The sequence below is a fragment of the Cupriavidus ulmosensis genome (assembly GCF_977008105.1).
Genome location: NZ_CDRMWP010000002.1, coordinates 1,018,048 through 1,034,197, shown reverse-complemented (window position 1 = coordinate 1,034,197; position 16,150 = coordinate 1,018,048). Strand labels below are relative to the sequence as shown.

The 16,150-nt window shown below is 69.5% G+C and carries 11 protein-coding genes; 4 read left to right on the top strand and 7 right to left on the bottom strand.

Features of this window, described 5'->3' with window-relative positions; all coding sequences use genetic code 11:
• Positions 1-110: 110 nt before the first annotated feature.
• The 3 genes from ACWTPI_RS24435 to ACWTPI_RS24425 all read left to right on the top strand — a co-directional run bounded on the left by ACWTPI_RS24435 (position 111) and on the right by ACWTPI_RS24425 (position 6,173).
• Positions 111-3,131, top strand: a complete 3,021-nt coding sequence (locus ACWTPI_RS24435; RefSeq protein WP_454732986.1) for an MHYT domain-containing protein — start codon at positions 111-113, stop codon at positions 3,129-3,131.
• Complete coding sequence (locus ACWTPI_RS24430) at positions 3,128-4,153, top strand: response regulator (protein ID WP_020203892.1); 1,026 nt, start codon at positions 3,128-3,130, stop codon at positions 4,151-4,153. Before ACWTPI_RS24435 ends, ACWTPI_RS24430 begins: the two co-directional genes overlap by 4 nt.
• A 64-nt stretch (positions 4,154-4,217) precedes the next feature.
• The gene (locus ACWTPI_RS24425; RefSeq protein ID WP_454732985.1) at positions 4,218-6,173 is read left to right on the top strand and encodes a putative bifunctional diguanylate cyclase/phosphodiesterase; all 1,956 of its coding nucleotides are present in this window, start codon (positions 4,218-4,220) and stop codon (positions 6,171-6,173) included.
• Here the strand turns inward: ACWTPI_RS24425 and ACWTPI_RS24420 are convergent.
• From ACWTPI_RS24420 to ACWTPI_RS24410, 3 genes are all read right to left on the bottom strand, one after another.
• Positions 6,114-7,667, bottom strand: coding sequence for a sensor domain-containing diguanylate cyclase (locus ACWTPI_RS24420; protein ID WP_454732984.1), 1,554 nt, complete (start codon positions 7,665-7,667; stop codon positions 6,114-6,116). The two genes, ACWTPI_RS24425 and ACWTPI_RS24420, sit on opposite strands and share 60 nt — an antisense overlap.
• 413 nt (positions 7,668-8,080) lie before the next feature.
• Positions 8,081-9,097 carry an LLM class flavin-dependent oxidoreductase gene (locus tag ACWTPI_RS24415; RefSeq protein ID WP_020203889.1) on the bottom strand — a complete coding sequence of 339 codons (1,017 nt, stop codon included), beginning with the start codon at positions 9,095-9,097 and terminating at the stop codon, positions 8,081-8,083.
• Between the two features lie 124 nt (positions 9,098-9,221).
• A complete protein-coding gene (locus tag ACWTPI_RS24410) occupies positions 9,222-9,962 on the bottom strand; it encodes a 4'-phosphopantetheinyl transferase family protein (RefSeq protein WP_454732983.1) in 741 nt (246 codons plus the stop codon).
• Positions 9,963-10,419: 457 nt separating this feature from the next.
• On the opposite strand from ACWTPI_RS24410, the gene ACWTPI_RS24405 reads away from it, so the two are divergent.
• Complete coding sequence (locus ACWTPI_RS24405; protein ID WP_454732982.1) at positions 10,420-10,980, top strand: RNA polymerase factor sigma-70; 561 nt, start codon at positions 10,420-10,422, stop codon at positions 10,978-10,980.
• A gap of 33 nt (positions 10,981-11,013) precedes the next feature.
• On the opposite strand, the gene zigA is transcribed toward ACWTPI_RS24405, so the two are convergent.
• The 4 genes from zigA to ACWTPI_RS24385 all read right to left on the bottom strand — a co-directional run bounded on the left by zigA (position 11,014) and on the right by ACWTPI_RS24385 (position 16,119).
• On the bottom strand, positions 11,014-12,210 hold the full coding sequence (gene zigA / locus ACWTPI_RS24400; protein ID WP_454732981.1) for a zinc metallochaperone GTPase ZigA: 1,197 nt from the start codon (positions 12,208-12,210) through the stop codon (positions 11,014-11,016).
• Between the two features lie 286 nt (positions 12,211-12,496).
• Positions 12,497-13,708 (bottom strand): acyl-CoA dehydrogenase family protein, encoded by a 1,212-nt coding sequence (locus ACWTPI_RS24395; protein WP_454732980.1) that lies wholly within the window; start codon positions 13,706-13,708, stop codon positions 12,497-12,499.
• 57 nt (positions 13,709-13,765) lie between these two features.
• Positions 13,766-15,145, bottom strand: a complete 1,380-nt coding sequence (locus tag ACWTPI_RS24390) for an MmgE/PrpD family protein (protein WP_454732979.1) — start codon at positions 15,143-15,145, stop codon at positions 13,766-13,768.
• Entirely contained in the window at positions 15,142-16,119 is a 978-nt protein-coding gene (locus ACWTPI_RS24385) for a Bug family tripartite tricarboxylate transporter substrate binding protein (RefSeq protein ID WP_454732978.1), read from the bottom strand. Before ACWTPI_RS24385 ends, ACWTPI_RS24390 begins: the two co-directional genes overlap by 4 nt.
• Between the last annotated feature and the right edge of the window lie 31 nt (positions 16,120-16,150).

Here is a 16,150-nt window from a genome sequence, read left to right as displayed (position 1 = left end):
GCCGCTTTTTTTTTGCATTACCGGAATTCCGGCCGTTCCCGACTCGCCTCGACATGGACGGCCGGGCCCGTTCAGCCCGTCATCGACCGTAGTGGAAAGGATTCCCGCACATGGGAGGATTCAAGCACATCTTTATCGACCCGTCCGTGGACATCCCGTTCCTGCACGGCACCTACGACGCGGGGCTGGTCGTGCTGTCGGTGCTGGTGGCGGCGTTCTCGTCCATCATGGCGCTGCAGATCGCCCACATCGCCCGCGGCGCCGAAATCCCCCTGCATCGCCACATCGCCATCGGCACCGGCGCCATCTCGCTGGGCGGCGGCATCTGGACCATGCACTTCATCGGCATGCTGTCGTTCCAGCTGTGCACCGCGGTTCACTACGGCACCGGGCTGACCCTGCTGTCCATCGTGCCCGCGCTTGCCGCGTCATGGGTCGCACTGCGCAGGCTCTCGCTGCCCGAGGTCACGGCGCGGCAGGTATGCGTCTCCGGCACGCTGGTCGGCCTGGGCATCGCCGCGATGCACTACAGCGGCATGGCGGCCATGCAGATGAGCCCGCTGCTGCGCTATGACCCGCTCCGCTTCGCGCTGTCCGTCGTGCTGGCGGCCGGGCTGTCGATCCTGGCGATCTGGATCCGCTTCGGGCTCAACCGGTCGCGCCTCGGCGCGCTGCAGCGCCTCCTGGCCGCCGGCGGCGTCATGGGGCTGGCCATCGCGGGCACCCATTACGTGGGCATGTCGGCGGCCCGTTTCATCGGCCAGCCGGGCACGCCCGCCACGGGCATGATCCTCGACACCACGTTCGCGTCGCTGGCCCTGTCCACCTTCACGATCACCGTCACCGTCCTGGTGTTCGCCGCCAACGGCCTGATCCGCTATCGCCTGCTGTTCCGCAAGATGGGCGAGAGCGAATCGCGCATCCGCGCCATCGTCGAGACCGCCGTGGACGGCATCATCACCATCGACAGCCGCGGCATCATCCAGGCGTTCAACCAGTCCGCCGAGCGCCTGTTCGGCTGGCAGGCACACGAGGTCATCGGCCGCAACATCAAGATGCTGATGCCGGAGCCGGACCAGTCCCGCCACGACGAGTACCTGGACAATTACCTGACGTCCGGGGTGCCCAGGATCATCGGCTCGGGCCGCGAGGTCGAGGGCCTGCACAAGGACGGCACCCTGATCCCCATCCGGCTCGCCGTGGGACGGGTCGAGCTGCCCGGCGCGCCGCTGTTCGTCGGCTTCGTGACCAACATCGCCGAGCGCCGCAATCTCGAGAAATCGCTGCGCGAGGCGGCCGAGCGGGCCGAGCAGGCGGCCTCGGCCAAGAGCACCTTCCTCGCCAACATGAGCCACGAGATTCGCACGCCGATGAACGCCATCATCGGCTTCACCGAATTGCTCCTCAAGGGCGAGCTGACGCCGCTGCAGCGCAGCCACCTGACCACCATCCGGCAATCGTCCCGCTCCCTGCTGGGACTGCTCAACGATATCCTCGACACGACCCGGCTGGAGAAAGGCGCGCTCGAACTGGAGACCATCGACTTCTCGCTGAAGGAAGTCACCGAGCACATCCTGGCCTCGCTGCGCCTGAGCGCCCAGGCCAAGAACCTGGCGCTGACGATGGTCTACCCGGAGGACATGGAGCGGTATTTCAAGGGCGACCCGCTGCGCATCCAGCAGGTGCTGACCAACCTGATCGGCAACGCCATCAAGTTCACCGAGCGCGGCGCGGTCACGGTCGAGTTCCGGCCCGAGAACGGCCTCGTGCACATCCGGGTCAGGGACACCGGCATCGGCATGAGCAGCCAGCAACTGCAGACCATCTTCGATCCGTTCTCCCAGGCCGATGCCAGCATCGGCCGCCGCTTCGGCGGCTCGGGACTCGGCACCACCATCGCCCGGCAGCTGGTGGAGCTGATGGCGGGCTCGATCTACGCCGACAGCGTGCCCGGCGAGGGCAGCGTGTTCCACGTGCTGCTGCCGCTGCGCCACGGCGCGAGGCCGGGCGCGCAGCCGGCGGACGCCGGCGCCGTCGCGCTGCCGCCGCTGGACATCCTGATTGCCGACGACGTGCCGCAGAACCTGGAGCTGCTGACGCTGATGCTGGCCGGGCGCGGCCACAAGGTCACGGCGGCCGGCGACGGCGACGAGGTGGTCCGCCTGGCGCTGTCGCGCCGCTTCGATCTCGTGCTGATGGACATGCACATGCCCGGCATGGACGGCCTGTCGGCAACCCGCCTGATCCGCCAGCGCGAGCAGGCCGCGAACGCCGCGCCCACCCCCGTCATCGCGCTGACCGCCAGCGTGATGGACTCCGACCGGCGCGCCGCGCGCGAAGCGGGCATGAACGGCTTCGCGGCGAAGCCGCTCGACCCGCCCAAGCTGCTGGCGGAAATCGCGCGCGCCCTCGGCCTGGACGCCACGCCGCCACACGCCGGGCCGGACCCGCAGAAGCCGGACGAGCACCGCCACCTGATCGACTGGACGCTGGGCGTTTCGCTGTGGGGCGGCCAGGCGCGCCTGGCGCAGGCGCTGCGCACGTTCCTGGCCGAGGCGGCGGCGCGGCATCCGCTGCCCGACGAGAATGCGCCGCACATCGACTGGGACGCCGCCATGTTCAGCCTGCACGGCATCCGCGGCGCCGCCGGCAACCTCGCCCTGCCGCGCGTCACCGAGCTGGCGAGCACGCTCGAGGACAAGATCCGGGGCGGCGCGCGGGAAGAGGTCCGGCCGCAGCTGACCCGGCTGCGCGACATGCTGGCCGACGCCGCGGAGGAATTGCGGCAGTCCGGCACGCTCGCGCCGGCGCCTTCCCTCGCACCTTCCCCGGCACCCTCCGCATCGCCCTCGGCGGCCGCGCCCGTGGCGCCCGCCCCCGGTCCCTGCGACGAGGCGGACGACGAGGAAACGTGCCGGCAGATGGAGGACCTGCTCGCCTGCCTGGAGCGCAGCGAGCTGAACGCACCGGCCCTCGGCGCCGTGAACGCGTGGCTGCGCCGGCGCGGCGAACACACCCGGTGCGAGGCGCTGAACGACGCCATCGACGCCTTCGACTTCGCGCAGGCCGCGGCCCTCGCGCGGCGAATCCTGGAGAGCCTGGCCAGGCGCCCGTCCGGCAGCACCATATGAGAAAACTCACCGACCCCCGCCAGACCCTGCTGCTGGTGGACGACGAACCCACCAACCTGCAGTTGCTGCGCCACACGCTCCAGGACGACTACCGCCTGTTCTTCGCCAGGGACGGGGAAAAGGCCATCGCGCTGGCCCGCGCCGAGCAGCCCGACCTGATCCTGCTGGACGTGATGATGCCGGGCATCTCGGGCTACGAAGCCTGCCAGGTGCTGAAGCAGTCGCCGGCGACCGCCTGCATCCCGGTCATCTTCGTCTCGGCCCTTTCCCGGGAGGCCGACGAGCAGCGCGGCTTCGACCTGGGCGCGGTGGACTACATCAACAAGCCGTTCAGCCCCGCCATCGTCAAGGCGCGCGTGCGCAACCACCTGTCGCTGATACGGGTCCATGCGCTGCGCGAGACCCGGCTGCAGATCGTCCAGTGCCTGGGCGTGGCGGCCGAGTACAAGGACAACGAGACCGGGCGGCACGTCATCCGCATGAGCTACTACGCGCACACGCTCGCGCTCGCCGCCGGCTACAGCCAGGCGGCGGCCGACGACCTGCTGCATGCGGCGGCCATGCACGACGTCGGCAAGATCGGCATCCCCGACACCATCCTGCAAAAGCCGGGTAAGCTTACCGAGCAGGAATGGCAGGTCATGCGCGAGCACACCACGATCGGCGGCCGGATCATCGGCACGCACGAGGCGGGCGGCCTGTTGCACATGGCGCGCGTCATCGCCGAGAATCACCATGAGAAGTGGGACGGCAGCGGCTATCCGCGCGGCCTCAGGGGCGAGGAGATTCCCCACGTCGCGCGCATCGTCGCGCTGGCCGACGTGTTCGACGCGCTCACGAGCGTGCGCCCGTACAAGGCGGCGTGGCCGATCGGGGACGCGGTGGAGCACATCCGGCGCAGCAGCGGCTCGCACCTCGATCCCGAGCTGGTATCGCTGTTCCAGCAATGCCTGCCGGCGATCCTGGAGATCCGCGAACGCTGGGCCGACGCATCCCCGCCGGCGCCCGCCCCGGAACCGTAGCGCCGGGCATCCGGGGACGGCACGCAGAAGAAGCACAAGAGACGCGGCACGGGAGAGGAGCAAGATGATGCAACTGCAGTTGCTGGCAAGACTTCGGCGGCTCTGGTCGGTCGAACGCGACAACCCGGCGTTGCTGAAGGCCCAGTACAGGGCGTTCTCCCGGAAGATCCCGCTGATGTATTTCGTCCTGCTGGTCAACAGCTGGGCGCTGGCCTTCACCCATCTCGACGCCGCGCCGCGCTGGCTGGCGGTCTACTGCCCCATCGCGCTCAGCGCGCTCTGCGTCGCGCGCTTCGCCTACTGGCACCGGATGCGGCACACCGAGCCGACCGCGGACATGGCCTGGCGGGCCCTGGTGCTCACCAACCGCTTCTCCGTCCCGGTGGCGGTCAGCTTCACGGTCTGGGCGGTATTGCTGTTCCCCTACGGCGACGACTACGCGCGCGCCCACGTCGCCTTCTACATGGGCATCACGGTGATCAGCTGCATCTTCAGCCTGATGTACCTGCGCTCGGCCGCGCTCACCACGGCCCTGATCGTCAACGGCACGTTCATCGTGTTCTTCCTCGCCACGGGCATCCCGACGTTCGTCGCGACCGCGGCCAACATCGTGCTGGTCACGGGGGCGATGCTGGCCATCGTCATGAGCCACTACCGGGACTTCACCCGCCTGATCGACGCGCAGGTGCGGGCCGAAGCGCTCGGCAACGAGAACCTGCTGCTGGCGAACCTGGACAGCCTGACCCAGCTCCCCAACCGGCGGAAGTTCTTCGCGCTCCTGAACGCCGCCTGCGACAAGGCGCGCGCCGGCGGCAACCGCTTTGCGGTCGCCATCATCGATCTCGACGGATTCAAGCCGGTCAACGACCTGTACGGCCACGCGCTGGGCGACCGGCTCCTGACGGAGGTCGGCCAGCGCCTGCGTTGCCTGTGCGACGAGCACAGCCACGTCGCCCGCCTGGGCGGCGACGAGTTCGCACTGATCCTGGGCGACGCGCCGGATGACGCGCAGCTGCAGGCCTTCGGCCAGCGCGTCTGCGCCGTGCTGCACGCGCCGTTCCTGCTTGCCAACACCACCATCCACATCGCCGCGTCGGCCGGGCTCGCCACCTTCCCCGACATGGCGGCCGACGCGACCACGCTGTACGAATACGCGGACTACGCGCTCTACCACGGCAAGCGCAGCAACCGGGGCGCCGTCAGCCTGTTCTCCGCCAGCCACCGGGACCAGCTCCACCGGGACGCGAACATCGAGCAGGCGCTGCGCAAGGCCGATCTCCAGCAGGAACTCTCCGTCCACTTCCAGCCCATCGTCGACGTCCGCAGCGACGCCACCATCGCCTTCGAGGCGCTCGCGCGCTGGACCAGCCCGATGCTCGGGCGCGTGCCGCCGATGCACTTCATCCCGGTGGCCGAGCGCACGGGCATCATCGGCCAGTTGACGCGCATCCTGGTGGCCAAGGCGCTGGCGGCGGCGGCGCGCTGGCCCGCCGACGTGCGGCTGTCGCTCAACCTGTCCGCGCACGATCTCGGCTCCGTCGAAAGCGTGCAGAATCTCGTCGCGCTGATCCAGGCGGCGGCGTTCGATCCGCGCCGCCTCGACCTGGAGATCACCGAGACCGCCATGATGTACGACCTCGACCAGACCCGCTGGGCCACCGACCGCCTGCGCCAGCTCGGCTGCGGCATCACGCTCGACGACTTCGGCACGGGGTACTCCAGCCTCAGGCAACTGCACGCCCTCGCGCTGACCAGCATCAAGATCGACCGGAGCTTCGTGACCGGCATCCAGGACAATCCGACCAGCTACAAGATCGTCAGGTCCCTGCTGGCATTGAGCCGCGACATGGGGCTGGGCTGCGTGGTCGAAGGCGTGGAAACCCGGGACGAGATGCGCGTCGTGAAGGAACTGGGCGGGTCGCTGGTGCAGGGCTACCTGTACTCGCGGCCCATGCCGGAATCAGAAACGGGCCCCTGGATTCTCGCCAGCCGCGACGGCGCCGCGATCGCTCCCTGCTGACCAGACCGCCGCCGGCCCGAATGCCGGTCCGAACGCCGGCACCGACTCCGGCCCGGCGTCCGCGAACAGCGCTTCCTCCTGCGGCAGGCACAGGACCAGCAGCCAGCCGTTCGCCATCGAGATTTCCTCGACGCGATAATGCCCGCCGTCATACATCTCGACCGAGATGCTCCGCTGCGGCTGGCTGCGCCGCAGCGTGTCGGCCACCGACAGCCACACCCGGATGTCGTCGGTCTCGATGCGCGGGCCGCACTTGCGCCGGTAGCAGCTATACAGGATGTCGCTGAACGTGCGCGTCTTGGGCAGCACCCCGTACAGCCGGCGGAATACTTCGTTGGCCCAGGCCAGGCGATCCGACGGATCGAAGATCGCCGCGGCGATGCCGCCCAGCTCCAGCCCGACCATCAGCCGCATCCCGGGCGGCAGCGACGGCTCGCCTTTCGCGCCCTTCTTGCGCGCGGACTGGGTATCGGCGAAGGCATGATGGCCGGCGACGACCACGCGGTTCCGGCCCTGCTCCTTGGCGCGGTAGAGCATCTGGTCGGCCAGTTGTATCCACTCGTCGCGGCTCGCGAGATCCGGCGTCAGCCCCGCGATGCCGATGCTCACGGTCACGGCGCGCCCTTCCAGGATCGGCTTGTCGCGCAATTCCGCCTGCAGCCGCTTCATGAACAGGCCCGCGTCGTGCGCGGTCGTATGCGGCATCAGGACGACGAATTCCTCGCCGCCGTAGCGCCCGACCACGTCCGACCGGCGGAAGCCGCCCTTGAGCCTCGCCGCGAACCGGCGGATGACCTTGTCGCCGACCGGATGCCCCAGATCGTCGTTGATGCTCTTGAAATGATCGAAGTCGATCATGGCGAGCGCGGCCGGATCGCCGCCGCGCTGGAATCTCAGATATTCGGTCTGGATGCTGGCGTCGACGTGCCGCCGGTTGTGCAGGCCCGACAGCGCATCGTGCAGGCTCAGCTGGGTCAGTTCCTCGCGCTGCGCCTGCAGGCCGCTGATCGCCCGGTAGGCCCGCTGCCCGACCAGCAGGAGATAAGCGAACAGCAGCAGCGCGCACGCCCACAGCACCGGCATGGAAGGCGCCGGCTGCCACGCCACGCCATAGACGAGCCCGCCCGCCGCGATGCCGCCGGCATGCGCGGCCATGCCGCGCGCGAACTGGCGCCAGCCTCCGGCGATCATGCTGTCCATCGCCTTCAGAGACAGCATCAGGACGCCGGGCAGGAGACTGAAGGCCGTCGCGGCCGTCCACATGCCCACGGCGAAATGGTCCACCAGCAGCGCGCGGCGCTCCGGGCTCACCTGGTCCGCGGCGCGGCCGCGCAGCCAGCGGGCGACGTGCGGCCACGCGACCCCGTGCAGGGCCGGCCCCAGCCAGAACCACCAGGGCGCGCGCCGCTCCAGCAGCACCAGCCCCACGCACAGAAACCCGAGCCCGCAGCCGAGCACGCGCGTGCCATAGCTTCCGCGCAGGAAGCTATCCATCCATGTCCTGGGAGGCGCCGGGCGCGCGCCCGTTTTCAGGGCAGGCAACGGAGATGGCGGCCGGGGCCGCATGAGAAGGGGCGCGGGGCAGGCGCCGCCGCGCCGCCGGGGTACGCGCGCGCATCGGCACGCGCGCCGCTACCGGTTTCGCAAACCGAAACCCGTGCGCGCAATTTGCGCCAGACGTGCGGCATGATCCCTGTCCTTTCGATTGCTGGCCACGAACATACCGAGATATGCCGGCGCGCCTTTTTCCGCGCGACTCAAGCCCATGATTCGGGCCCATGATCCGGGCCCGCGATTCGATTCGATTCGGGCCAGACCGGCCCGCGCGTGATTATACGTGAAGCCATCCCGGCATCCGGGCGCGCCCGGTCCGCCGCGTTGTAGGAAAGCCGACATTGCCGACGATGTCAGGTTTCTCCCAAACCCAGCGCTTCGGCGAACAGCGCCAGCGCCGCGCGCGCCCTGGCCGGATCGTGCGTGGCGGGCTTGAGCAGCAGGCGGTGCGGCCCCAGGCGCTCGCGCAGCCTGCGCGCCTGCGCGGCGCAGTGCGCGGGATCGCCGATCACGGCATTGGCCATGATGACGTCGTCGCTCGCGTCCGCGGCGAACATCGGCGGCAGGTTGCCCGCGGCGAACTGCACCTGCATCGCGCCGGGATAGGCGCGCACGCCGGCCACGCCATGCGCCACCGCGCGGCCGTGGTCGCTCTCGCAATGGAAGAAGCGCGCGATGGCGAACGGGAAGTCGCCGCGCCGCGCGCGCTCGGCCGCCACCAGCGCCGCCACGCTGGCCAGGTCCGACGACGGCGTCGCCATCAGGCCGTAGCCGTGCTGCGCGGCCACGCGCAGCGCATCGCCGCTCAGGCTGGCCAGCCATACGGGCACCGGCTGCTGCCAGGGCCGCGGCGACAGCGCCACGCCCTCGCAGCGATGGAAGCGTCCCGCGAAGCTCGTCACCGGCTCGCGCCACAGTTGCCGGATCAGCGCGAGCGCCTCGAGCATGCGCTCGCGCGCCTCGCCGGCCGACGCCAACCCCGCCACCTGGTACTGCTGCGGAAACGGCCCGCCGCGCGCGACGCCGAACTCGACGCGCCCGCCGCTGAGCAGGTCGAGCGTGGCCACGTCCTCGGCCACGCGGACCGGGTCGTTCATGGCCAGCAGCGAGGCGCCGGTGCCCAGCCGGATCCGCGCCGTGCAGGCCGCGATGTGGGACAGCAGCACCAGCGGCGCGCTGCCGACGGCAAAGGGGCTGTAGTGATGCTCGGCCACCCAGGCTTCGTGAAAGCCCAGGGCCTCGGCCGCCACCGCGATGCGCACGGCCTGCGCCAGCGCGTCGCGCGCATCGTTGCCGGGATTCTCGACGTTGATGAAGACACCGTAGCGTTGTGGGAAGTCCGACATGGCGGGCAGTGGTTTGGTGGCCATGCCCGGTCGACGCAATTTCCAGGCCCGGCGGCGCGAGCGTTCGCGCTGGCCGCGGCACATGGTTCCGCGCATGGTTCCGTCAGCCGCGCCCGGGTCCCGCGCCGGCGGCCGGCCACCGGCCGCGTCACCCGCCGCCCGGCTGCGCCAGCCACGCCACCGCGGCGGCGTAGCCCGCCGGCGCCGGCAGCGCATGCAGCTCCGGCGCCATGCCGCCGCCCAGCAGGGCCGCCATCTCCGGCGTTTCCGGCGTCAGGCCGAAGCGCATCCCCTCCACGCCGGGCAATACCGACACCTGCTGCAGATGCGCGGCGATGCCCACGCCCAGCGCCTTGAGCAGCGCCTCCTTGGCGGTCCACAGCGCATGAAAGGCCGCCGGCCATCGCGCGGAAGCCAGCACCCTCAGCCATTCGCGCTCGCGCGGCGTGAAGCACATCTGCGCCATCCCGCGCAGCGCCGCATGGTCCAGCGCGGCATCGATGCGCTCCACGTCCACGCCTGCCTGCGCCACCGCCGAAGCCTCTCCCAGCGCCACCAGCCCGTGCGCGCCCGCATGCGAGACGTTGAAGGCCGGCGCGCCGGGCAGGTCGAGGCAAGGCTTGCCGTGCGCGGACGCGACCAGCGGCAGCGCCCGCGGCGGCATGCCGAGCCGCTCGGCCAGCAGCATGCGCAGGCTGGCGCGCGTCACCGCGAAGCGCAGGCGGTCGGCCGGCTGGCGCAGCGCCGCGCAGCGGTCCCGCTCGGGGCCGCTCAGGCAGGGCAGCGCGTCGGCCAGCGCCATGCCGCGGCCGGACAGGTCGAGCCGCCACAGGTCCAGCGCCGGGCAAGGACTGGCCACGCGGAGCGGCATGGCGGCTGGCGGGGTCATCGGCCTCCTGGGTGGCGGGGCCGCGTGACGGGCCCGGAACTGGGGAGACGGATGGGACCCGCGCGAATTTAAGCGCCGGACAAGCGGCCGGACAAACGGCCGGACAAGCGCCGGATGAGCGCCGGATGAGCATCGGAGGCGCGCCAGGGACGCTTGCCCGACTGCCTTCGCCCGCGCCGAAGCCGACACGAAACCGCCGCCGGACTGCCTCGCGGCTGCCTCGGGATTGCCTCCGAATCGCCGCCGAATCGCCCCCGGAGCGACACGATTTCGTAATAGGAATGCTCCTAGACGAGTATCACAGCGTGGAATTTAATGCTTTTCGCACCACGAAATTGGAGCACGAAAATATAGGAATGCTAACTACAGCGTTACTTTTTTCTTAATTGACAACCATTCGCATTCTCATTAACTTGTCCTGCCCGTACCGCCAACGCTAACGTTCCAGGAGCTTCCCGTGAACCACGCTTCCGACCTGCGCGCCAATCTCGCCCCGCTGGGCTGGGACACTGGCAGCGATCTGCTGGGCCTGTTCCTGGAACATCGCGCAGCGCTGGTGGGCGCCGCCGCGCGCATCGTCGGCTCGCGCCACCAGGCCGAGGACGTGGTGCAGGACACGTTCCTGCGGCTGCGCGGCATGGACGGCGACACGCCCGCCATCCGCGCCAAGCTCAGCTACCTGTTCCAGATGGTGCGCAACCTCGCCATCGACGCCTACCGGCGCCAGAGCCTGGAGCAGAAATGGATGGCGCCCGAGGAAGACGGCATCCACGCGCCCTCGCCCGCCACGCTGCCGGAGACGATCGCGATGGACCGCCAGGCGCTGTGCGCGCTGTCGGGCGCGCTGGCCGAACTGCCAGAGCGCACCCAGCAGGCATTCGAGATGTGCCGGCTGCAGGGCATGACGCAGAAGGAGATCGCCGCGGTGCTGGGCGTGTCGCCGACGCTGGTGAACTTCATGGTGCGCGACGCCTGCATCCACTGCCGCGCGCGGCTGATCCGCCAGCAGGTGATCTGACTGGCCGGCCACGCGGGGCCGGCGCCGCCGGCGTCATTCCCAGGCGGGAAACGGGTCGTCGTATCCGAGCCAGGCCGGCGGCCCCTCGGCCATCTCGGCGTCGCGCAGCAGGCAGTCGTCGAGGCGGCGCCGCAGTTCCGCCTCGGCCATGCCGATGCCGATCAGCACCAGTTCCTGGCGCGCGTCGCCGACGCGCTCATCCCAGTTCCGGCGGATCGCCGCCACGGCTTCGGGGTCCGCCGGCCAGTGCTCGGGCGGCACCGCGGCCCACCAGTATCCCGCCTGCCCGTGGCGCCAGACGCCGCCCGCCTGCGACCACGAACCCGCATGAAGCGGCCTGCTGGCCAGCCAGAAGAATCCCTTGGAGCGGATCACGCCGGGCCATTCGCTGCCGATCAGGGCGAAGAAGCGCGCGGGATGGAACGGGCGGCGCGCGCGGTAGACGAAGTTGGCGATGCCGAATTCGGTGGTCTCGGGCGTATGCTCCCCGCGCAGTTCCTTGAGCCAGCCCGGCGCCCTGGAGGCGGCCTCGAAATCGAAGAGGCCGGTCCCGAGCACCTTGTCGAGCGCGATCTTGCCGAACTCCGAAACCTCGATCCTGGCGCGGGGATTGAGGCGCTGCAGGATCGCCATCAGCCGGCCCCGCTGCGCGTCCGTGACGAGGTCGACCTTGTTGAGCAGGATCACGTCGCAGAACTCCACCTGCTCGATCAGCAGGTCCACCACGGTGCGGCGGTCCTCCTCGCCAAGCGATTCGCCGCGCGACTGCAGGCTGTCGCGCGAACCGTAGTCCTTGAGGAAGTTGTAAGCATCGACCACCGTGATCATGGTGTCCAGCCGCGCCACGTCCGACAGGCTGCGCCCGTCCTCGCCGGTGAAGGTGAAGGTCTCGGCCACCGGCAGCGGCTCGGAAATCCCCGTGGACTCGATCACCAGATGGTCGAACTTCCCTTCCCTCGCCAGGCGGCCGACTTCCAGCAGCAGGTCTTCGCGCAGCGTGCAGCAGATGCAGCCGTTGCTCATCTCGACCAGCTTCTCGTCGGTGCGCGACAGCTCGGCGCCGCCATCGCGCACCAGCGCCGCGTCGATGTTGACCTCCGACATGTCGTTGACGATGACGGCCACGCGGCGGCCTTCCCGGTTGTTCAGGATGTGATTGAGCAAGGTCGTCTTGCCCGCGCCGAGAAAACCGGACAGGACGGTGACGGGAAGGCGGGGGGTCGTATTCATGGGCTGTGCCTGCTGGTGCCTTTCGGACGGGGTCGATGCTGCGTGGCCGCCGCCGCGCGGCGCCTCCCTGCGGACCGGCAAGCCGCGTCCGCGCACCGGATTCCGGGTCCGCCGCCACCGCATCGCCAGCCACGCTCTCTTGCAACTCAGTTGCACGGCAATCATAAATGCAACATAGTTGCATTGCAAGCGTGAAGCGAGCAGTCCAGGAGGGCCGAGGAACCGATGCGCCCCGCCGGCCGGCGGAGGCCGCGCCCGCCACGGACACGAGGGCGCGGCAGGCGCGTCAGCCCTTGAGCAGCTTGCGCGCGATCAGCACGCGCTGGATCTCGCTGGTGCCGCCGCCGATCTGCGCGTGGCGCAGGTAGCGGTAGAACAGCGTCAGCGGCAGTTCCAGGGCCTCGCCCATCGCGCCATGCACCTGGATGGCCTCGTTGACGCAGCGCGCGCCCCACTCCGTCGAGACCAGCTTGACCATCGCGGCCTCGGTCCGCACATCCTCGCCGGCGTCGGCGCGCGCGGCCACCGAGTAGGTGAGCGAACGCAGGGCTTCGATATCGATCGACATGTCGACCAGTTTCCACTGGATGGCCTGGCGCTCGGCAATGGGCTTGCCGAATGTCACCCGCTGCTTCGCCCAGTCCACCGACATGTCCAGCGCGCGCTGCATCTTGCCGAGCGCATACGGGCCGCGCAGCAGGCGGTCGTGGATGGTCAGCCATTTCTGGCCGAGGGAGAAGCCCGCGCCCACGTCGCCGAGGACATTCGCGCCGCTCACCCGGCAATTGTCGAAGTGCACCACGTATTGCGACGGCTTCGGCCCGAGCCACGTGCGGATGCCGCATGCCTCGATGTGCACGCCGGGGTTGTCGCGCTCCACCAGGAACATGGTGATGCCGCCGCGCTGGCGCTTTTCGGAATCGGTGACCGCCTGGACCATGATGATGTCGGACTCGGCCGCCATCGAAATCCACATCTTGGTGCCGTTGATGATCCAGTCGTCGCCGTCGCGCACCGCGCGCGTCTGCATCATGCCGCCGGGGTCCGAACCGGCGTTCGGCTCCGTCTGCGCGAACGACGTGGTCATCTCGCCGCGCACGACCGGCTCGAGGAACCGCTCCACCTGCTCCCCGCGGCACTGGTAAAGAATGTTCGGGACGTTGGCGAACGGAAACGGCACCGGCGTGTAGTTGAACTGCTCCAGGATGGCGATCTGCGCAAGCATGGAAAGCCCCGATCCACCGTGCTCCTCCGGCACCATCAGGTTCCACAGCCCGGTTTCCTTCGAGATCCGCGTCAGGCGCTCGACCACGTCGGGGCCAAACACGTTCTTGAGGTTGATGGTTTCCTTGACGCCATAGGCATGTTCGGAGCTTGCCAGGTATTGCTGCTCGAGCGGGAGCAGTTCCTCGCGGACGATGCGCGCCGCGACGTTGCAGAACTCCTGCACGTCGTCGGGAAGCTTGAATACGTTTTCGGTGCTGGGTGTTGAATTCACGGGAATTTCCTCAAACGAAAGGATGGGGGGAAACATGGCGAGCGGCGTTCACGCCGTTCACGCCGGAATGATCCGGTCGAGCAGTTGAGCCATCGGCATCGCGTCCGCCACGTCGCTGAACAGGGTGGCGCCAATTGCCTCGCCCGTGCCCGGCTGCCGGCCGCAGCGGGCCAGCCGCTGCCCGAAGATCCGCGTGGACGTGGCGGCGTCGTGATAGAGCCAGGTCCTGGGAGCATCGGCCGCGTGGCATACGCGGGAGGTGCCGTCCTCGAAGTGGACCGTCAGGACGGCATCGAGCTTGGTGCCCTCGTCACTGGGAACGATTTGGGTCTTTCCGACCAGCGCCAGCAGCGCCGGGTCATGACGCCGATGCAGCGAAACGTCGTATTCGAGATCGCCCAGCACCAGCATCGCGGCGGTTGCGAACGCCGTGCTGGCAAGTGCCTGGACGGGCAGGTCGAACGGCCCCTTGTACTGGGTGCCGGGGTACTCCGCATAGGCGCGCCAGATGCGGATCTCGATGCGCGTTATCCGGCTGGTGTCGATGCCCTCGTCATGCATCAGCCTGGCCGCGCGGACCGCCGCCATGTTGTCGCCCAGCGTGGCCCAGGGCTTGGCATAGATGTCGAGCATGGCGTCGTCGCGCAGCGGCAGCGTCCAGCCCGGCGGAACGGCATCGAGTCCCGCCAGGGCCTGCAGCAATCCCTTGGGCCCGGCCAGCGCGGTGCGCGCGCCGACGACGTCGCGCTGCGCCAGCTGGGCCGCCAGCAGCCCGCCGCGCGCGGCCTGCGCGTTTTGCGCGCGCCATTCGTCGGAGCCGCAGCGCAGCGGCGCCAGCGTACCGCCCGTGATGCTGGCCGCGATCGCCAGCGCATTCGCCGTGCGGGCCGCGCTCAGGCCCAGGACGACACTGGCCGCCGCCGCGGCGCCGATGGTGCCGAGGGCCGGGCTGGTGCGCACGCCACGCTGGATCAGGGCATGCGCGACATGCTCGTGGTCGCCCAGCCAGTTCAGCACCGTGTAGCCGGCAATCAGGCCGCGCACCGCGCGCTCCACGCTGGCCCCGGTCGCCTCGGCCACGCCGACCGCGACAGGCGTGATTAGGGAACCCGGATGGCACCACGAGTGCGGATCGGAATCGTCGTGGAAGTGCGCGTGCACGGCGACGGCGTTGGCCGTGACCGCTTCGGACAGCACCGCGCGGATGCCGTACGGCCAGAGCCTGGGGCTGGCCGCGTCCGGCGGGAGCGCCGTGGTCGCGTCGCGCATGGCCAGCGTGGTGGCCTCGTCGCGGGCGATCTGCGCCAGGCCCAGGGCGTCCAGCAGGCAGGCCTTGGCCTTCTCCCGGACGGCGGGCGAGAACGTGCGGGTGGCGAAGCCGGCCACGGACTCGCCCAGCCCCGGGATCAGCGTGTCGTCGGTGGTAGACGTGCTCATTTCTGTACCTCGCTCTTGGCCACGACCCTGGCCCACTGGGAAACCTGATCGGACAGGAACTTCGCCGATTTCTCCGGCGAATAATTGGCCACAATCATTCCCTGCTTCTCCACCCACTCCTTCATTTCGGGGGAGGCCATGATCCGGTTCACCTGCTCGCTGAGCCATTTCATTCTCTCGGCCGGCATCCTGGCCGGCGCGGCCAGGCCCAGCCATCCGTCGACCACATATCCCGGCAGGCCTGCCTCCTCCATCGTGGGAACGTCCTTCAGCAGCGGCGAGCGCGCCTTGCCCGTGACCGCCAGGGCGCGGACCTTGCCCGAGCGGATCTGCGGCTCGCCCGTCGTGATGGCGTCGAACATCATGGGCACCACGCCGGCCATGACGTCCACCATCGCAGGCCCCGCGCCGCGGTACGGGATATGCGTCATCTTCACGCCGCTCATCTGCCCCAGCAGCTCGCCCGACAGATGCGGCGTCGTGCCCTTGCCCGACGACGCATAGCTCAGTTGCAGCGCGCCCGAGCGCCCGAGCGCCAGCAGCTCCTTGACGGAATGCGCCGGAACGTTCGGCCCCACCACCAGCACGTTGTTCGAGAGCGTCAGCACCGAGACCATCGACAGGTCCTTCAGGACGTCGTAGGACGGCTTGGGCGGCATGCTGACGTTGATCGCGTGCGACGTGATGATCATGCCGAGCGTGTAGCCATCGGGATCGGCCTTGGCCACGGCGTCCATGCCGATGTTGCCCCCGGCGCCCGGACGGTTGTCGACGACGAACGGCTGGCCGCTGGCCTCCGTCAGCTTCTTGGCCAGGATGCGCCCGAGCACGTCGGTGGTGCCGGCGGGCGCGAACGGAATGATCAGCCGCACGGGCTTGTCCGGATACGCGCCCGACGCGATGGCCGCCTGCGACCAGACGGCGGCGCCAAGCGTGGTGGCTGCGATGAGTACTCCCAGTCTTTTGTATTTCATTTATGTCTCCTTTGGTGCCTCGTTGGTCTGC